Origin of the sequence: Lentibacillus sp. JNUCC-1 (assembly GCF_009741735.1) — a bacterium.
Lineage (GTDB): Bacteria > Bacillota > Bacilli > Bacillales > Amphibacillaceae > Lentibacillus_B.
On the sequence record NZ_WHOH01000001.1, the window covers coordinates 99,822 to 119,566 of the forward strand.

The 19,745-nt window shown below is 42.6% G+C and carries 15 protein-coding genes, 1 tRNA gene, 1 pseudogene and 1 riboswitch; of the genes and pseudogenes, 5 read left to right on the top strand and 12 right to left on the bottom strand.

The annotated features are described in order from the left end of the window. Nucleotides 1–22 precede the first annotated feature (22 nt). Nucleotides 23–595: an energy-coupled thiamine transporter ThiT gene (gene thiT, locus JNUCC1_RS00535; RefSeq protein ID WP_156643533.1), complete on the bottom strand. Its 573-nt coding sequence runs from the start codon at nucleotides 593–595 to the stop codon at nucleotides 23–25. Nucleotides 596–703: 108 nt separating this feature from the next. Further along, nucleotides 704–806: riboswitch (TPP riboswitch) on the bottom strand. A 72-nt stretch (nucleotides 807–878) separates the two neighbouring features. Then, nucleotides 879–2,657: a M3 family oligoendopeptidase gene (locus tag JNUCC1_RS00540; RefSeq protein WP_156643534.1), complete on the bottom strand. Its 1,779-nt coding sequence runs from the start codon at nucleotides 2,655–2,657 to the stop codon at nucleotides 879–881. 176 nt (nucleotides 2,658–2,833) lie between these two features. On the opposite strand from JNUCC1_RS00540, the gene JNUCC1_RS00545 reads away from it, so the two are divergent. Then, the gene (locus JNUCC1_RS00545; protein WP_156643535.1) at nucleotides 2,834–4,777 is read left to right on the top strand and encodes an aconitate hydratase; all 1,944 of its coding nucleotides are present in this window, start codon (nucleotides 2,834–2,836) and stop codon (nucleotides 4,775–4,777) included. A gap of 24 nt (nucleotides 4,778–4,801) precedes the next feature. Here the strand turns inward: JNUCC1_RS00545 and JNUCC1_RS00550 are convergent, their stop codons facing one another. The 3 genes from JNUCC1_RS00550 to JNUCC1_RS00560 form a co-directional block, all read right to left on the bottom strand. Then, nucleotides 4,802–5,662: a VanW family protein gene (locus JNUCC1_RS00550; protein ID WP_231746922.1), complete on the bottom strand. Its 861-nt coding sequence runs from the start codon at nucleotides 5,660–5,662 to the stop codon at nucleotides 4,802–4,804. Nucleotides 5,663–5,757: 95 nt separating this feature from the next. Beyond that, the gene (locus tag JNUCC1_RS00555) at nucleotides 5,758–6,009 is read right to left on the bottom strand and encodes a hypothetical protein (protein WP_156643536.1); all 252 of its coding nucleotides are present in this window, start codon (nucleotides 6,007–6,009) and stop codon (nucleotides 5,758–5,760) included. Nucleotides 6,010–6,247: 238 nt separating this feature from the next. Further along, the gene (locus JNUCC1_RS00560; RefSeq protein WP_156643537.1) at nucleotides 6,248–7,462 is read right to left on the bottom strand and encodes an NAD(P)/FAD-dependent oxidoreductase; all 1,215 of its coding nucleotides are present in this window, start codon (nucleotides 7,460–7,462) and stop codon (nucleotides 6,248–6,250) included. A 208-nt stretch (nucleotides 7,463–7,670) separates the two neighbouring features. On the opposite strand from JNUCC1_RS00560, the gene JNUCC1_RS00565 reads away from it, so the two are divergent. After that, nucleotides 7,671–8,321 (top strand): DNA-3-methyladenine glycosylase family protein, encoded by a 651-nt coding sequence (locus JNUCC1_RS00565; protein ID WP_197431582.1) that lies wholly within the window; start codon nucleotides 7,671–7,673, stop codon nucleotides 8,319–8,321. A gap of 47 nt (nucleotides 8,322–8,368) precedes the next feature. Here the strand turns inward: JNUCC1_RS00565 and JNUCC1_RS00570 are convergent, their stop codons facing one another. From JNUCC1_RS00570 to JNUCC1_RS00585, 4 genes and pseudogenes are all read right to left on the bottom strand, one after another. Then, on the bottom strand, nucleotides 8,369–9,064 hold the full coding sequence (locus tag JNUCC1_RS00570) for an SDR family oxidoreductase (protein WP_156643539.1): 696 nt from the start codon (nucleotides 9,062–9,064) through the stop codon (nucleotides 8,369–8,371). 56 nt (nucleotides 9,065–9,120) lie between these two features. Next, nucleotides 9,121–10,464, bottom strand: a complete 1,344-nt coding sequence (locus JNUCC1_RS00575) for a vWA domain-containing protein (protein WP_231746923.1) — start codon at nucleotides 10,462–10,464, stop codon at nucleotides 9,121–9,123. Nucleotides 10,465–10,523: 59 nt separating this feature from the next. Further along, a pseudogene (dacB, locus tag JNUCC1_RS00580) lies at nucleotides 10,524–11,956 on the bottom strand (D-alanyl-D-alanine carboxypeptidase/D-alanyl-D-alanine endopeptidase). A gap of 389 nt (nucleotides 11,957–12,345) precedes the next feature. Further along, nucleotides 12,346–13,470, bottom strand: a complete 1,125-nt coding sequence (locus JNUCC1_RS00585) for an IS4 family transposase (RefSeq protein ID WP_156643541.1) — start codon at nucleotides 13,468–13,470, stop codon at nucleotides 12,346–12,348. A gap of 138 nt (nucleotides 13,471–13,608) precedes the next feature. Between JNUCC1_RS00585 and JNUCC1_RS00590 the strand changes: the two genes are divergently transcribed. After that, nucleotides 13,609–13,863, top strand: a complete 255-nt coding sequence (locus tag JNUCC1_RS00590) for a hypothetical protein (RefSeq protein ID WP_156643542.1) — start codon at nucleotides 13,609–13,611, stop codon at nucleotides 13,861–13,863. A gap of 76 nt (nucleotides 13,864–13,939) precedes the next feature. Here the strand turns inward: JNUCC1_RS00590 and ltrA are convergent, their stop codons facing one another. The 3 genes from ltrA to JNUCC1_RS00605 form a co-directional block, all read right to left on the bottom strand. After that, a complete protein-coding gene (gene ltrA / locus JNUCC1_RS00595; RefSeq protein WP_156643543.1) occupies nucleotides 13,940–15,199 on the bottom strand; it encodes a group II intron reverse transcriptase/maturase in 1,260 nt (419 codons plus the stop codon). A gap of 588 nt (nucleotides 15,200–15,787) precedes the next feature. Further along, nucleotides 15,788–16,933 carry an MFS transporter gene (locus JNUCC1_RS00600; RefSeq protein ID WP_156643544.1) on the bottom strand — a complete coding sequence of 382 codons (1,146 nt, stop codon included), beginning with the start codon at nucleotides 16,931–16,933 and terminating at the stop codon, nucleotides 15,788–15,790. A 121-nt stretch (nucleotides 16,934–17,054) separates the two neighbouring features. Beyond that, entirely contained in the window at nucleotides 17,055–18,464 is a 1,410-nt protein-coding gene (locus tag JNUCC1_RS00605; protein WP_156643545.1) for an MDR family MFS transporter, read from the bottom strand. Between the two features lie 184 nt (nucleotides 18,465–18,648). Here JNUCC1_RS00605 and JNUCC1_RS00610 point away from each other — a divergent pair. Beyond that, nucleotides 18,649–18,722 (top strand) — tRNA-Pro (locus tag JNUCC1_RS00610). Between the two features lie 235 nt (nucleotides 18,723–18,957). Further along, nucleotides 18,958–19,737, top strand: a complete 780-nt coding sequence (locus JNUCC1_RS00615; protein ID WP_156643546.1) for a helical backbone metal receptor — start codon at nucleotides 18,958–18,960, stop codon at nucleotides 19,735–19,737. Nucleotides 19,738–19,745 lie beyond the last annotated feature (8 nt).

Consider the following 19,745-nt stretch of genomic DNA (forward strand, 5'->3'; position numbering starts at 1 on the left):
CCCGTGTGTGAGCGGATTTTGGTTATGCTGCCTTCAACAGCGTTTTAGGCTGTGTTCTGAATAAGAAATACACGACCAAAACTGATAAGATCGCAGTTGGAACCATGTATGAGACATTATACAAGAAAGAATACAACCATGCAGATTGTGATTCGATTGCCGAACCGAAAAAGATAACGCCAGCAAAATAATGCGCTAAAAAACGAAGGGCGCTTCCAAGAGCAACACCTAAAGTGATTGCAGTCAAGTATCCTTTCTGGTTACCGGATTTCACTGCCTCCTTGACCTTGCCGGCAAAGAGACCGGCAAAACCAATCACCGTAAATGCTAAACCGTATTCTATAAGTGCTTGGGCCCAGTGAACGATAAATGCCTGACCAACCGCCACCTGAAGCACTCCCCAAAGAAAACCCGACAGCAATCCGCCTTTAATGCCCCAGCGGAAAGCAGCAATAAATACAGGTACCATAGCCAGAGAAACAGATCCTCCCATTGCCCATACTTTGAAATTAAGAAAAGGTATGACATCAAGCGCCAACGCCAATGCTGTCAGCATAGAAATTTCAATCAAAAATAATATACGTGTCGATTGCAAAACATTTCCTCCCCTAATAATAGCTCTATTCTAAAATATCAGAGCACAAAAAAAGCAGTGCCAAGGGGAAGCTTCTTGATGAGTTTCCGCCCACACTGCTTTAAAGTCCATCAAAAAAGCCGCCATCCCTACGCTAGTACTAACTAACAGGTTCTAAGGGTCTGAACATATTGTGTCCACTCTCAGCCATACGGCTCCCCCTGAAGGCTTAACTATTCGCTTTTTTTGTTAATTTCAGTATAACATATCCTCTTTAGGCAAACAACTTACTGGCAAGTTCTGTTTATAAAGCGAGAAACTCCTCTACATCTGCGACACACAACTTGATCGCATTCTCCCAGAAATCCGGTTTTGTTAAATCCACATTAAGATGTTTCATCGCTAACTCTTCCACAGTCATGCGGCCCGTATCTCTAAGAAGTGCTATATAATCTTCTTCAAAACTGCCTCCCTTATTTTTTGCATGTGCATACAGACCCAAGCTGAATAAATAGCCGAATGTATAAGGGAAATTATAGAATGGCACACCTGTTATATGAAAATGCAGCTTGGAAGCCCAGAAGTTTTGATCATAATCTGTGATGGCCTCACAATACGCTTCTTTCTGTGCTTCGATCATTAGTTCATTTAACCTGTAAACAGAGACCATACCTCGCTTTCTTTCTTCGTAGAATCGTGTTTCAAACAAAAACCTTGCATGTATGTTCATAAAGAACGCGACACTGCGCTGGATCTTATCTTCGAGCAAAGTTTTCTTTTCTTCTGGTGTCTCAGCACTGTTGACAGATGCATCAGCCACAATCATTTCAGCAAACGTAGAAGCTGTCTCAGCCACATTCATAGCATAGCGCTGATTTAAACCGTGTATATCATTCATGACATGCTGATGGTAGGCATGCCCAAGTTCATGTGCAAGCGTTGCAATATTTGATGCTGTACCAGAGTACGTCATGAAAATACGTGTTTGTTCACTATCAGGAAAGCTCGTGCAAAAGCCTCCAGGACGCTTTCCTGCCCGATCTTCAGCCTCAATCCACCGTTTTTCAAAAGCCATTCGAGCAAAATCCGCCATTTTGGGACTGAAATTCCGGAAGTGGTTAACGATAAAGTCTGCCCCTTCAGAATAAGAATACGTTTTTTCTGATTTGGAAATCGGGGCTCCAATATCATACATACTTAACTCTTTTTGGCCCAATAACGCTGCTTTTCTTTTAAGAAAATCCACAAATGGCTGTTTGTGATCTGTGATTGCCTGCCACATGGCATCAAGCGTTTCTTGCTTCATACGATTGATTTCAAGCGGTTCCTTTAATACATTATCCCAACCGCGATGTTTATACTTCTGGAGCCGGAACCCGGCAAGGTGATTAAGGGTTTGTCCGAATAAATCAGCATGACCTGACCATGCTTCATTCAATTGTTCAGCAGCATGTTTCCGCATTGAACGGTCCGGATGACTTAATTTATTGGACGCCTGACCTACAGAATAGGATTCTTTTTTTCCGTCTTCTTCGAGCTCTACAGACATTGTTCCAACAATTGCATCATACATCTGTCCCCACCCATTATAACCGTCAACAGACAAATCATTGATCAACATTTCTTGAGCAGCAGGTAATTGCTCTTTTGCCTTTGAGCGATTTTCATTCAGCACAAAGCTCAGAGGTTTTAGATCCGGGTGTTCAAGCATCTTTTCCCAGTCTGTCCCAGGAATTTTAACCATTTTTTGGTCAAGTGATGTTGTTATCGTACCTAGTCGAGCGCTGAGATCACTCCGCTTACCAACAAGAATGGTCGCCTTTTTATCGGTTACATCCTGAGCGCTCAAACAACTGATAAATGCAGAAGCTTCACGCAGTTGTTTCGTCGTTTTTTCAAGATGGGCAATCGTTTCTGCCAGCTGAACACTGCTGGCAGAAACCGGGTCAAATGAGTCCACATAACCTTTAAGTTTATCAATATTGGATTCCAATTTAGTGAGATATGTACGGAGTTCTTCTGAATCACTTCCTCCAGAAAACACAGTATCCAAATCCCATGTTGGCTGATAAGTTTCAGTCATTAAATGAATTCCTCCTCTTTTAAATTAACTTACTTTTTCAGTATAACGGGACTTTTTATTTTTTTCATTTCATATGACTCGACGACATATGTTATATCGGTTTGAACATTACTCATAAGAGGTACATATATATATAGAAGTGTCTTTTACACATATAATTAAAAGGAGGATATACATTGGCTTTTAATGTTACGGAAAAGTTAATACATTCCCATCTTGTGTCTGGGGAAATGAAAAAAGGAGAGGAAATCGGTTTAAAGATCGATCAAACCTTAACACAAGATGCGACAGGAACTATGGTCATGCTTGAATTAGAAGCGATGGGTCTTGACTATGCAAAAACAGAGGCCTCTGCACAGTATGTCGACCATAATTTAATTCAGGTTGACAACAAGAATCCTGACGATCACTTATTTCTAGAAAGTGCGTCAAAACGCTTCGGGCTTTATTACAGTCGTCCCGGTAACGGTGTAAGCCATCCTGTCCACATGCAACGTCTCGCACGACCCGGTAAAACCCTGCTTGGCTCGGACAGTCATACATGTGCAAATGGTGCCATGGGCATGCTTGCTATGGGAGCAGGCGGCATTGACGTTGCACTTGCCATCACTGGAGAACCGATTTATATCAAAATGCCGGAAATCATGGGTGTCAAGCTTACTGGGAAACTGCCTGACTGGGTCAGTGCTAAAGACGTAGCACTGGAAATGCTTAGACGATATGATGTCAAAGGTGGCGTCGGGAAGATTATTGAATATTACGGACCGGGCGTTAAAGAACTTTCTGCCATGGACCGTCATGTGATCGCAAACAAGGGTGCAGAGCTCGGTGCGACGACTACGGTATTTCCTTCAGATGAGGAAATCAAGCGTTTTATGGCGACGCAGGACCGTGAAGAGGAATGGGAGGAATTGGTTGCAGATGAAGACGCTTCGTATGATCTCCATGACGAGATCAACTTGTCTGAATTGGTTCCTTTAATTGCAAAGCCTTCTAGTCCTGGCAATGTCGTTCCTGTCAGCGAAATCGCCGGAACTCCTATCTATCAATCATACATCGGCTCCTCAGCAAACCCGGGCTTCAGGGACTTTGCAATTGCAGCTGAAATTGTGAAAGGCAACAAAATTGCTGATACATTGTCTTTTGACATAAACCCGACCTCAAGACAAATGCTGACCAGCTTGGTGAAAGAGTTTCATATTGCAAGTTTGCTGCAATCAGGGGCACGGCTGCATCAGGCAGGGTGTAACGGGTGTATTGGCATGGGGCAGGCACCTGCAACTGGGAAAAACAGTCTGAGAACAACGCCCAGAAACTTTCCGGGGCGCTCCGGAACAGTTGAAGACAGTGTGTATTTGTCGAGCCCTGAAACAGCAGCTGTTTCAGCGTTAAAAGGAGAAATCACTGATCCGCGCACATTTGATAAGCCATACCCGAAAGTCAATGTCCCGAATGAAAAATATGTGGATGACCATTTATTTGAACCGCCTTTGCCAGTTGAAGAAGCAAAGAATGTAGAAATCGTAAAAGGCCCTAATATCGTTTCTATACCAGAAATGAATGAACTCCCTGATGAGCTGGAAATTCCTGTCCTGTTGAAAGTAGGAGACAATATATCTACAGATGAAATTTTGGCTGGCGGAGCGCGTGTCCTTCCATATCGGAGTAATTTACCCGAAATTGCCAAATTCACTTATGAAGCTGTAGATCCTTCATACGTTAAGAAAGCGATGCAAACAAAAGATAGCGGCGGGCACGCTATCGTAGGCGGATATAATTATGGCCAGGGATCCAGTCGTGAGCATGCTGCACTGGCCCCACGCTATTTAGGGCTTCAAGTTGTTATTGCGAAAGACTATGCCAGAATCCATTGGCAAAATCTCGTCAACTTTGGGATTCTCCCCTTAACGTTTGTAAACGAAGAAGATTATGAAAAACTCGAAACCGGAGATACACTGCATTTAGCAGACATACGAAAAACAATACAAAAACAAAATAAATTGACAGCCTTGCTTAAAGGAAAAGAAGGCACCATTGAGCTTGAGCACAGCTTATCAGAAAGACAAATCGACACAATCCTGCACGGCGGTCTGATCAATTGGATTAAAGCAAAAATATAAAAAATAAATAGGGGCGCAGCGCCCCTATTTATTTTTTATATTTTCTGATGACATGATCCGAATATACAAATTACCTTGATGAGCTTCTGCCAAAATCAATATGGGCTGGCTATATTTGTTCTTAAATACGAAATCCGGCCCCCACCAACTCACTGCTGCATCCCTTCCAGAAGGCACATAAGGCACTTGCCTGCTATGAGAGTACCGTTCCACAATTTGTACTCCCCTTAGGTCTACTGCATTAAATAAAGTTGATGAGACTTGACAAATCCCACCGCCAATACCTTCTGTTAATTCCCCTTTTACAATAACAGGGGCTCGCTTATACCCTTTCTCTTCAGTTCGCTCTCCGACAATGCGATTAAAAGAGAATGTTTCTCCAGGAAAAACAACATAATTGTTGATCGCTTGGGCCGCAAGCTCAATATTATGGCTGCGCTCAGTATGGCTTTGTTCGAAATGGGTGCGATATTCACCAAGTTGTATGGTTCGGATTTGATTCAAGAGTTCACTATCTACACGAGGGTAAATCCTTTCTGTCGGGATCTCGAATGATGATGCGTCTTTTTGCAGCAAGTGGCTCATCAGCATTTGTCGGAAGTTGAGCTCATGAACTTGTATCCCTGGAATTTCTGATGAAATTTCATCATCTGATGTAATTCTGGCGTTCTTAGGCGAGGTATATATACGCTTCTGTATCTTCTTATAAAGCGCATACATACGCTTCTGATCAAAAATCAAACCGCCTGAACCTTCTAGGAAGAAATAGTCCCGATGTATTGTCTCAACTGGTTCATCTTCGTATATAAGATCTATTTCTTCTGCTGCAACAGACATCGCAGGAAATATCATAATAATGATTATCACAGCTAAACACTGCTTCATTTCACATAACCCCTTAACCATATTATCTGTTTTTTAGTATGGGGTTATATACATATAACATGCAGAAGCTGTTACATTTTTTCTACTCTCTATTTTCACATGATAAACCATAGAAAAGCCACAACACTTAAAACAATAGCAATGATATAGATCGCTATTTGCAATGGTATATTCGACCTGAGTGATTCTTCTTCGTAGTCAAGGGATCGTTTCAGTTCTTCTTCAGGGGTATCGCCTTCTTCCTCATATTGTTTCATTTTCTTTTCTTCTTGTTTAAAGGCGTACAATGTACCAACAACAGCAACCGCAAAAAGAATAACAAGAAAAATTATTAATCCAGTACTCATCAAGACACCCCCTTTTTAACTGTTTTGTATCTAAAATGACAAAAAGGCTGTCCCGTCCCTATGACGTGAACAGCCTGCATATATTCATTATCTAAAGTCTCTGGTGTCCTCAAATTTGCGACTGGCATAAACATAACCTACAACAGACGCAAGTACCATTAAAAATGTATATAACGTTCCCTTTTTCATGGTCGATTCCTCCTCATTCCATTTTCAACAATTTAACCGTTTCAAATGATTAGAACGGACGGAACTTGCCTTTTCTCAATACAAGTTTCGGTCCGCCGAGCAAGAATAGGTAACGATTATCCACGACTTTCTTCATTGTTGCGGCGGACTTTCCGTATAGCTTCGTTCCGGAAAATACGGTCCCCATGCCATCTGTTACACCCAATGATGCGACTGTACCTTTATCGTCAAACACAAAAGATTCCAGCGGTTCATTATGGAGCAGAGCACGGAGGTTGGCAGCACAAGTATCAGCATGCTGCATAGCAGACTGGGCAGTTGGTGGGTATGGCCGACCTTCTTCTTTATTCATAACCCATGCACAGTCACCCAGAATAAAGATATTTTCTTCACCTGGTGCGCGGAGATCGCCATCGACAGTAACCTTACCTTTTGTCAATTCAAACCCTGACTCAGTCAGGATAGAGCTGCCTTTCACACCACCTGTCCATACAACGGTTCCAGCTTTGACCTTCTCATGATCATCACCGACAACAAAACCATCTTCAGTACATTCCTGAATCTTAGCATTTTCCATAAATTCAACACCGCGGCTCTGAAGTGAATCTTTTGCATAGGCCACCAGATCTTTATCAAATCCTGGCATAATCGATGGTGCCGCTTCAACGTTGATGATTCGGACCTTACTGCGGTCAACATCATACTTTTTGCAAAGCTCGGGAACTTTTTCCACAAGCTCTCCAACAAACTCAATACCTGTAAAACCGCCCCCGCCGACAAGGATGGCAAGGCTGTCATCATCTGGGTTTTCCTGAGTGTTATATTTTGCGAACTGATACTCTATGTGACTGTAGATCTCACGGCACGTATCGATATCATTGATAAAGAAGGCATGATCTTCCATACCTTTTATGCCAAATGTGTTGGTTTCAAATCCAAGAGAGATGACAAGATAATCATAGCTCAATTCACTGTTTTCCAATTCAACCACTTGATCCTCTTTGTTCACCTTAGCAACCGTATCATAAATCAATCTGACACGATTAGGGTTGATCACATCACTGATCATAATGCGGACCTGGTTAGGATTAATCGTCCCAGCAGCTACCTCATGCAGCCAGGTCGTCTGGTAGTGATAATTATGCTTATTGACAAGTACAATTTCTGCTTCTTCCGGTGCAAGGTTTTGACACAACCGCTTAGTGGTCATCATGCCTGCATATCCGGCACCGAGAACGACAATCCTTGGTTTTTTAGAATTCATTCGTACAAGCTCCTTCCTTGATAATCTGTTTGCCAGCACATATTTGATGTGCGCCATTCAGATTGACTGCTATTCTTAGTGTTTATATAACCTACATCCTATATCATAGCAAAAAATAATCCTCAGGGCTATTAATCCACCATCATATGGTGCAAGTTTAACGCCGTCTTGTTAAAATAGACTTAAAAGTTCTATGGGGGGCGGCATAATGACAATTTGGCATGTGAATCAAAACGATAAGATAGTGAAACAACTTTCTAAAAAGGACCCTAAATTAGGAGAGCTGATTGGATTAATTGGCAATGTTGATTTCCAAACACGGCCTGATCGATTTCGTTCCCTCGTTCGTTCAATTACAGGACAGCTTATATCTGTTGCGGCAGCAGAAGCCATATTCAATCGTTTGGACCGTGCATTAGATGGGGACATTACCGCAGAATCTGTGAAGCGCCTTCCGGATGAAACAATCCGTGAATGTGGATTTTCAAGAAGTAAATTGCAATATCTTCGGGATCTTCAAGAAAAAGTCTGTTCCGGTTCGCTGAATTTAAATGAGCTGGATAACTTTGACGATCAGACTGTTATCAAATGTTTAACGGATATTAAGGGGATTGGTGCTTGGACGGCACATATGTTTTTAATATTCTCGTTAAAAAGACAAAACATACTTGCGATCGGAGACATTGGTCTTCAGCGTGCTGCGAGATGGCTTTACCAGGTCGAACAGTCCAAAAGAAAGGAAGCACTCCTGGTGGAAGGTGAAAAATGGTCACCCCACTGCACCATTGCATCTATCTATTTATGGGAGGCAGTTCAAAGAGGATGGCTGTCCTATGATTCAATTGAAGACCTAAAATAAAGCGTGTGCTTAAAAAGCGCACACGCTTCATTCAGAGCGTCTTAAGTTTATACAGGACGCACGGTGATTTCATTTACGTTAACATAATCCGGCTGAGTCAGAGCATAAATCACAGCATGTGCGATATCATCTGTCTCAAGCGGTTTTCGGTCTTTATTGGTGTTCTCTCTTGTGTTTACCTGTCCGGGGGATATGTTTGTGACCCTGACTCCGGTACGGGCAAGCTCTTTCTCGAGTCCAATGGAAATTGCGCGAACAGCAGACTTTGTGGCACTGTATACGGTACTCACTTTTGTCACTTCAAATCCCGAGACCGAGGCAATATTGATAATGTGCCCTGATTTTTGTGTGATCATATCTGGGAGAACCCCGTTTACCCCGTACAAAACGCCTTTGATATTTGTATCAACCATTTGCTCCCACTCATCCACTGCACCATCAGTTATGCGTGCTGACAACATGGCGCCAGCATTATTAATATAGATGTCTACTTTGCCGAATGTCTCTTTTGCCTGTTCAATAAGTGACGTGACTTCAGGGGCATTCGATACATCAGCCTGAACCGCAACAGCCTTTCCATTGTTATTTGCATTGATTGAGGCAGCAAGATCTTCTAATTTATGCACGCTTCGGGCGGCAAGCACCACGTTTGCACCTTCATAGGCCAGGTGAGTTGCAATTCCCGAACCTATTCCACTGCTTGCACCCGTTACAATGGCTGTTTTACCTGTTAATTGTCCCATTTAATCGAACTCCTCTCCATGTTATACAAGATCTTATTTTTCTATTCTAGCATACATTAAGAATGATCACGTTCTTCGTCCCTTAATTCATACATTCTATCCCGCCATTCGCTAACACGGTTTTTAATGTCATCTGCTTGCTTGTTGATATCTTCTTTCTTCTCATCGGTCAAATTTTTAATGAGCGTTCGGATCTCATCGTCTCTTTCATCCAGAAGAGCCTTAAGATCTTCACGTGCTTCGCTGGATAATAAGTCATGGTCACGAATCAAGCGATAAACAGTATTTAAGCGTTCTGTTTCCAATTGTCTTACTTCAGTAAGTTTATTCGTGTGTTTCTCCAGCTCTTCAAGCTTCCCCAGAACTTCCCAAGGTCCGGGAGCTTTTGTATGGGCCCATGCCAAATCGGCTAAAGATGGAAGCCATCTCTTCTGAATGGTATCCTGAAGTTCCTCTTCGTTGTCAGCCGGATAATAAGTGCCGTTTCCTGCATCAGATACTTTCTTCAATTCATTTTCAGCTGTTTCATCAACATGAAAACCGATAATATGAACCTTTCTTTCTTTTGAATCTTTTGTAAAAGCTTCGGCAGCAGCAACTGGATCACCGCCACAAGTTTCCACCCCATCACTTACAACATAAACCGTCACGTCTTCTGTGAAATCCCGGCTCATATTTGCCGCTTCTTTAATAGCCCCTGCAAGTGGTGTCCAGCCTTTACTTTCAAAAGAATTAAGCGATGCCTGGAAAGTTTCTTCATCGTATGGGCTCATTTCATAAACTTCTTCAATTCCTTCACAAGAAAGCTGTTTATCTTCTGAGGACTCAGACCCTAAGTGACCGTATACAAGAAGAGATAGGTCGCTGTCCTGTCCAATTACTTCACCAAATCTTTGGACAGCGTTCTTAGCGATATCCATTTTTATTTTTCCATTCACCCTGAGAAGCATACTTGAACTTGCATCAAGTAAAATAAACGCTTTTTTTGGAGAGGCTTTTTTTCCTTCTTTTTTCTCAATTTCCGGATCAGGCAGATATGGCTCCTCAAAGTCAGGGTCGTACGTGCTGGCCTTTTCAAAATATGTTTGATAATACGAGCTAGCTAATAGATCAACTGCTCCCCTATATATCTGTTCAGGATCATTTGTTTCATCTGTCAATGCTGTTATTTCTTTTTCCAGAGTTTCAACCAGTTGATCACTCATCTTTTCATCAACGTCAAGATTTGCCGTTAATTTGCCTTCTTCTTGATTGACTAAGTGCTCCCACGTCATTTCTGGTAATGGCTTCGTTTTAGGCTTCGAGCTCTCGGAAGGAGTTGTTCGAACTTCGGGTTTTTCATGTTCCTCCTGGTCACTTGACACGTGCTCATTTGTCTCCTCATCATTACAAGCTAACAATATGAATAAAAGAAACATTAAGAGAAAGAGCGCCCACTTTTTCATATGTATCACCTCATTTAGTCATTTTGCTCATTTGCGATAGCCTCTACCAGCCGATCTTCTATATCCGGTCCATCTTCGTCATCCAAAAGATTGTTTAATAAAATCGAGAAGATCAGCGTTTCCTTGTTATGCGTATTAACATACCCTGACAAAGTACTGACACCATAAATTGTTCCCGTTTTGGCTTTAACATCTAGGTGTGACATACGTTCTCTTAGCGTTCCACCATTCATACGGTCCGGTGCACCAGCAACCGGGAGCGATCGCAAGAAAGAAGGAAACCATGTTTCTTCCTGAACGTTAAACAACAACTTTGTCAATTCATTCGCAGGGATTGAATTAATATGAGAAATTCCTGAACCATCTCTGATCAGAATCGTGCCTGTGTTCATACCAAGCTCTAGCAGCTTAGTCTCCAGAACCTGCAAGCCTTTTTCCCATGACCCTCACTGTGTTCCAATTGTCCCATTTCTTTGATCAACATTTCACCGATTGTATTGTTGGAAAGCTTCATAAATGGTACGAGCAAATCCTTCAAAGGCATTGAGGCATGTGTGTGTATGAGTTGAGCTCCATCAGGGGTTTTATGAGTGCTTATTTCCCCTGAAACAGTAATGCCTTTTTCTGTTAATGCGCTTTGAAATAAACTTAGTGCGTATTGAGTCGGGTCCCATACCGAAATCCATTCATATACCGAATTCGCTGCTGTCGGGAGTGATCCCGAAACCTTAATTATATTTGTACCATGTTCTCTTTCAACTGTTAATTCGGCCTCAGCATTACCTGATTCAGTGGTTATTGCAGTATTTTTCACTTGCACATAATTTGTTTCCGGCATAAGGCTAACCGTCGGCGTTTCCCCTGCTTCACCAGTCTTAACGCCAACAATAACACTTCCAGCATCATAATCCGTGTTCGGTGAAGCAGTCAGAGCTGAAATTTGAGCTCCGTAATAATATGTTTCATCGCTCCAATTCAAATCCCGTGACAGGCGTTCATCATCATACCAGGTATCGTCACCTACTACGTTCCCCTCAATATGGGTGATCCCTTTTTCTTTCAGCAGCAGCGCCATCTTCTGGAAAGTTTGCTGCGTTAAGGTCGGGTCACCTTTCCCCTTTATGTATAAATCACCGTTGAGCGTTCCGGCTTCAATTTGACCGTCGATTAATAATTGGGTTGACATGGTGTAATCCGGCCCTAGTACTGATAATGCAGCCGCACCGGTTAGTAATTTCATATTAGATGCAGGGTGAAGACGAATATCACCATGCTGCTCATATATCAATGTGCCGGATTCGGCAGATCTCACACTAATACCTGCGATTGCACCTTGCAGATCCGGTTCTTGATCCAGTACTGAATCAATACGGCGTTTTAATTGACTGGTGAAACTGCTTGTTTCAGTTATGTCATTATTATGGATCATATCTTCCTCCTCTTTCATCGATTGTTTCAATTGGTTTTCTTTTTCAAATTGAAAGGTCAAGACGATGATTACAAGCACGAGTATTGTGATCCCAGCATAAAGTAATCTATAACGGATCAAAACGTGCACTCCTTTGATTTGGTTTATTTCATTTCATATTAGCTTCTTCATTGGAACATGTCCAATTACTGTATATACGGGTGGGAAATTAACCCTTGAATACCTAAAACCAATCCACCCAAACTAAAGTATATAATGGGGGTCACTAGCGTCGCATTAATATAAACGAAATATTCAGATTAACACCTTCGGTGTAAAACGAAAAAAGTTAAAACACCGAATTAAAGGTAGTAAACATCCATTTTTTTACTATGGCTAACGGCAGAAACAACAAGGACAAAGACGTTTTACGGGATACCTTTCCCTTCGATTTTTTTCAACCATATATAAGCTGGCTTCCACAGGGATGCTTTTAAATAGCGACTTATCTGCAAGTAGCTTCGATGGCTGCCTGTGTACAATTGAACCAATACGTTCAAGCAATACACAATCATTGCGATATAGACCTGGTTGTGGACAGCTTGTTCACTGTATCCGTAAAACTTTTTGATGCTCAAATGCTGCTTCATCCATTTGAAGAATAGTTCAATGGCCCATCTTGATCGATAGATGTCGGCGATTTCATCGGCATCCAAATCAAAGCGGTTCGTCAGTAGTGTAAGCTCATTGCCTTTTGTGTCAAACAATTTTAGTCTGCGAAACACGTTTTCCGAACGGTTTTGGGGTGATCCAATGACAACCATTTCATCCGATAACACATTCGATTCCTCTGGTAGTGAAAACGTCTCAAGTACACGTACGACGGCATTCTTACGCAAGCGAGAAACAAAGAAAAAGCCTTCGTCAGTCATACGATCGAAACGTTCATAATCCAGGTAACCGCGGTCAAATACGTACATGCAGGCCTTGTCGTCGACAAGAACTTCCAGTTGCCCACGATCATGGTGGACCGCATTGGTGATTACAGCTTGATCTGGATAAGAATGCCCTTCTTCCATAAACACCAGCCGTAAGTGAAGTTTGACACCTGACTTTGTTTGCCGGAATTCAGCCCAGTTATGGTTCGTCAGATTAAGCGGCAATGTGCTAGAATCAATGATTTTTAACGGCGTTGTAACTTGTCTTCGCTGTTGAAACTGTGTTTTCGCATGGATTTGGGAAATCAAATCCAGAAAAATGGTTTGAAAGAAAGCCGTAGGCACTTGGTTAAGCCGGCGACCCAGTTGTGAAAAACTGATTGTGTCCAAACCTGCCGATCGTTGAAGTTCTTCTGAGAAAACAGCGTCGCTCAGAGCCCGTAAACTCTCTATTTCATGGAGTTGGGCGTACAACAGTAATGACATAAACGAATCCATGTAGAGCTTTTTCGTATAATGGTCCAGTCGATGCAGACTTACTTGTTCTTCAAATAAAGCTTGATTAATTGGTGCTAACCATTGTTTGAATGATGTTTTTCGTGTAGACTTATCCATGTGTATGTCCTTTGTAATGGATTTGGATAGGTTACTACCACACCAACCATTATAAAGGATTTTTTTATGTCCGTACACGGATTCAAGAAGATTCCGTTTTTTGAATGACATTGTTGCATTTTAATGCGACGCTAGTGAATGGGGGTGATTAAAATAACAGATCAAGATCAAATACTTCAGCATGCCGCCCAAGCAGTTAAACAAGTGCAACAAGCTGTTCAAGAAGCTCAGGCTACGGCAGATCCACAACAGCTTCAACACGCCCAGATGCAAATTCAAGCAGCCCAGCAGCAAATTAGCATGATTCAGGCACATATTACCCAACATCCTGAGCTCCATCAGACCCAGAACCAACTCAATCACATACAAAAGATCTTTCAACATACAGAATAAAATCGAGTAGGAGGGGGTGACTAACCCCCGACCTCTCACACCACCGTACGTACGGTTCCGTATACGGCGGTTTCATTTAAGTCCAACGCAACGTTTGATATCGTTTAAGCAGACTCTTAAGCCCTTGGGTTGACCAGTATTGGTCACCAAGGGCTTTATGCAAGATAGGGCTTTTGGCAATCCGCCAATAAGCCTTTCTTGTGTTGGCCCATTCCCACGCTTTCTCTTTCTTCACGCCGTATTTCACAAGATTCTTGTACTTCGTTTTGACTAGCTTCCATTCTTTCCACCTAATCATTCGCAGTCTTCTTCGAATCCAGGCATCCAGTTTGTTGAATGTGGTTGGCGTTTCTGCCAGTTGATAATAACCAAGCCAGCCCACCAAATATCGATTGAGTTTCTCGATTCTATCTGTCATATTCATGGATTTTCTTCTGGATGTAAGAGCCCGGACACGTTGTTTGAAGCGTTTGATACTCTCTTTGGGTATCCGGATTTTCGGGTGATCTTTGTGAAACGTGAAGGAAAACCCCAGAAATTTACGTCTCCATGGGCGATCCACCGCACTTTTCTCTACGTTGACCTTCAGCTTGAGTTTATTTTCAATAAATTGTGTAATATTTTCCATTACACGCAACCCTGCACGTCTTGATTTGACGTATATATTACAGTCGTCCGCATAGCGGACGAAACGGAGTCCTCTTTTCTCCAATTCCTTGTCCAACTCATCTAAGACGATATTGGAAAGTAGTGGACTGAGCGGACCACCTTGCGGAGCTCCTTCTGTATTAGGACGCACTAAACCCTCTTCCATAATACCTGCCTGCAGGTATCTTCGAATCAGCTTCAATAGATGTGGGTCCTCAATACGTTTGTTCAATGTGCGCATCAAACGATCGTGGTTGACTTTATCGAAGAATTTCTCTAGGTCCATGTCAACGACCCAACGGTAGCCTTCTTTCATGTATTGCCTTGCTTCTCTTACGGCATCATGTCCTCGCTTGTTTGGTCTAAATCCATAACTGTGTTTCGAGAACGTTGAGTCGTATTCTTCAGTGAGAACTTGTGCAATTGCTTGTTGGATGAATCTATCCAACACGGTTGGGATGCCTAACTTCCTCTTCCCGCCGTTTGGTTTCGGGATTTCGACACGACGGACAGGTTGAGGACGATAAGACCCCTCTTGGATTTCTTTTCGCAGGCTTGTCCAATGTTTCATGACATGCGCTCGTAGGTTTTGTACGGGCATTCCATCTACACCATGACTGCCTTTATTGCGTTCAACGCGTTTTAGTGCGTTTATTAAGTTTTCCCGTGATAGAATTCGATCCAACATGATATCCAACTCCTGCGTGAATTGTTCTCTCCTCTTGTGTGGCAATCACTTTCAGCCCTTCTAATGTCCCCCACGGAATTCACCGTTTCCTCCATTAGGAAGGATATATGTTTCTGCTTCATCAAGTGTTGCGTACGCGAAGCGACAATTCTCCTTAAATGATTCAGCCCTTCATGGGAACTCTAGATATCCCCATTACTATGGCGTCTGCTGACTTCTGACAGTTCAGTGAGTACTTACGTACTCAGTTACACAATGGGTTGTGCATTTCTGCCAGACCTCCCAGGGTAAGCACACACCCTTCCTCCCCATGTCCCCGCTTCATCTACTTTATGCACCCTTTGGCAGTATGGGTTTTGGCTTGTTGCGCAGCCTCGTCCAAGTACATCTAGCCCTATGAAGTTCGTGTTCCTCGGGCGGAGATTTGCCGCAGACTTCCTTCAGATTCCAGATTTCTCTGGACACCCTTGTCCTTGGCTAATCGCTACTACTGCCTTCACGATTCGGGACTTTAACCCTATAGAGTGTGTGCATGCCTGGCACACGCAAAAAAGGGACATCCCTAAAGGAAGTCCCCTTTTTTCATATTTATATTTGTTTTTCTTGACCTTTTTTCGAAATGATTAAAAGTGCTGTGACCACGATAATCATGGTACCCGCACTCGACAAAAATGGTTTGCCAAACACTTCTGCAGTAGCACCCGAAACGAACGATCCTGCAATAACACCCAAGGAAAAAAACGCGTAAAAGATTCCATAAGCCTTCCCACGGTCAATAGCTGATGAACTATCAGCAATTATTTTATTCATCGATGGGAATACAAGTGCAAATCCGACACCATACACCACCATCAGTAAGACAACGGCCCAGCTGATGCTAATGATATTGAGCATCACATGTACAAAACCAATCGTAGCAATCCCTGCCACCACAAGCATAACTGGTGAATAACGGTCATACATCCGATTCAATGGTGTTAGGAAAACAATTAATGCTACAACACCATATGTACTTAATAGCATTCCAGTTGCGGCACTTGTAAGTCCCATTTCCGTTACTTTAATCGGCAAAGCAAATGCCAATGTACCATTAGAAATCATAAGTGCCAAAGCTGCCAGCGAAGCCTGCAGAATCGGACGTTTTTTTAATAGTGGTAAAAAATGAGCAAGAGAAGCCTTGCCTCGGTCCGTAGAAACAAGACTTTCTTTGACAAAAATTGTAATTAAGATGCCAGTAATGATAAACAGCACCGCTACAAACCAGAACACATAATTGATTCTGCCAAGTGAAGAAAGTCCTCCGCCGAGTGCCGGTCCGACAATGGCTGCCGTGCCAATACTCGCTCCGGTAAGCGCCATGACTTTGCCTCGTTTTTCAGATTTTGACTGATCCCCCACGTAGGCAAAAGCCCCCGGTATGAGAACACCACCTGCCAAACCATGGAAAAAACGCACCCAAAATAGTTGCGCACCTGTTTGGGGAAGCGGATAAAACAATAGGACGAACGCAACAGCGAACATGCCACTGTAGAGCATTTTTTTACGGCCGAACCGATCGATCCAGTGGCCGCCAAAAATATTGCCAATCATATTAGCGAGCGAGTAGACAGCGACAATAGCACCTGTCAGCAAATAAGATGCCCCGAGTTCCCTGGCATAGGGCGTAATAATGGGTAATTGGATAAAAGTATCCAGAAACGATACAACAATAATAAAGTATAATATACGATTCATCTTCCACCCTCACATTCATTTGTATTATACATGAATGAGCAATCAGGAAATACAAAAACCTTAGTACAAGTCCTAGTTCATCAAGAAATTGTGATCAATTGGTGAATTGTGTCATCCATTTCTAAGAACGGTCAGCTGTTGTTTCAGGTTCAGGTCTTTGAAATTTAATAAAGAATGAGAGCACGAGACCAACTAAAGAAAAGATCCCTGCTACCACAAACGAAATGTTTACACCGTGCACCGCACCGGCTACACCATTATCCGGGTTCGCCTGTGTCACCATAACCGTAACAAGCAAAGCCGTTCCAATCGCTCCTGAAACTTGGCGCATTGTGTTGTTCATGGCAGTACCGTGTGGTATCAGTTCCGGTGTCAGCTGATTCAATCCTGCTGTGGTTACAGGCATCATCACCATAGCAATACCAAACATACGAACAGCATTTACGACAGCAAGATAAGTAAATGTCGTTTCAGGTGTCAAGAAGGCAAACATAAACGTGGTAATTGTCATGATCGATAGACCGATAGCGGTTAGCCATCTGGCACCAAATTTATCAAACAGCCGTCCGGTGATTGGGTTCATAATACCCATTACAATCGCACCTGGCATCAGCACAAGACCAGATTCAAGGGGAGAGAAGCCCAGCATGTTCTGCATAAGTAACGGAAGAACAACAGCTGCACCAATCATGGCTACAAAGGATACCATTCCAAGCGCGGTTGTTAAGGTGAAAATCGTATTTTTAAATACCCTGAATTCAAGAATGGGCGTTTCAAGTTTAAGCTGTCTTAAAATAAACAACACAAGGGTAATCATACCAACTAAGATGGAGACAATAACATACCAGCTGCCCCAGCCAGAATTACCCGCAGTACTAAATCCGTATAATATGCCCCCAAACCCGAGTGTGGACAATGTAATCGACAAAACATCCACTCTCGGAAAGGTTTGTTTTGTCACGTTTTTGAGAATGAAATAAGCAACGATTAAATCGATCACTACAATCGGCAAGATGACATAAAACAAACTTCTCCAAGGATATTGTTGGACAAGCCAGCCCGACAGTGTTGGTCCAATTGCCGGAGCAAACGCAATAACCATTCCGAAAAGCCCCATGGCTGTGCCACGCTTATTCACGGGGAATATCAAGAATAAAATGGTTTGCATCAGCGGCATCATAATCCCTGCCCCCGCTGCCTGCAAAACACGTCCAGCCATTAAAAAAGTAAAATCAGGAGCAACAGCTGCCACAAGCGTGCCAAGACCAAAAATGCCCATTGCACTCATAAAAAGTTTTCGTGTGGTAAAGCGCTCAATTAAAAATGCGGTAACCGGAATCATAATCCCGTTCACCAGCATAAATACCGACTGCAGCCATTGAACAGTACTTTCACTGATATTGAGATCTTCCATAATCGGCGGCAATGCTGTGCCAAGAAGCGTTTGGTTTAGTATGGCAACAAACGCCCCTGATATTAGAACAATCATAATTGGTATTTTGTTAATTGGTTGTGTACCTGAGTCAGCCATAATGTCTGTTCCTTCCAAAATTTTATTTCTGTTTACGAAACAGTTACGGACAATTCCTTTATTCTACCACACTTCGATCTCAAACAAAACAATTGATTCATAAACGTCAATTCCTCACTTTTCATTTCAGTAACCATTGAATTTATAAGATGGTTACATTATAATAGGTATCGCGACTCTAAAACGGGATGTAGCTCAGCTTGGTAGAGCACTAGCATGGGGTGCTAGGGGTCGCAGGTTCAATTCCTGTCATCCCGACTTTTAAGACGCTTTCCGGTCCAATAGGATCTGAAAGTGTCTTTTTTAGTCCAGCTCCAACGCCTACCCCTACCTCTCGAGTCATAAGCAATAACGTTTCGTGGCAAAGGCCGCCACTACACGTTCTTGCTTATGATTTTCGAGGGTGTCCAAGGCGTTTCCGTTTTTGTTCTTGTGGCATGGGGATCACTTTGGTTAAACTGGAGACAGAAGTATAGTTTGAGGAGGGTGTCTATTGGCAAAGATTAACGATCATCTCGGACGCACAATCGAATACGATGATCCCCCACAACGCATTGTTTCACTCGTGCCTGCCATCACGGAAACAATGTATCATTTAGGATTGGAGAAACAGATCGTTGGCCGAACACGTTTCTGTAAATTTCCGAAAGACAAAGTCAAACATGCAGTAAACGTTGGTGGCACTAAAGATATGAAATTGGAACGCATCAAAGACTTGAATCCTGATTTAATCATTGCAGAAAAAGAAGAAAACACGAAAGAAATGGTTGAGATCCTTGAACAATATTTCCCAGTGTTTGTTTTTGAAATCCAAAAGATTCATGATGTTTACCAGATTGTAGAAGACCTTGGTACTGTAACAGATCGCAAACAAAAAGCATCAGAACTCAATGCGGAGATCCACACAGCTTTTCAGTCTCTCCCCCGCATGGATGGAAGCAGAGTGGCTTACGTTATTTGGCAAAATCCTTATATGGTTGTGGGTGGCAATACATACATTCAGTCCACTCTTGATGCCATGGGTTTGATTAATCCATTTATAAACAGAGACTCCCGTTACCCCGAAGTTACAATTGATGAATTGAATGATGCCGAACTCAATTATATTTTACTCGCCACAGAGCCTTTTCCGTTTCGTGAGAAGCATCTTCATGAATTTAAGGCTCTGGTACCGAAAGCAATACCCGTCATAATCGATGGTGAAATGCTGTGGTACGGCCCTAAAATGCTCGAGGCTCCACACTATTTTGAACGTCTATTTAATACAGTATAACCCATAAG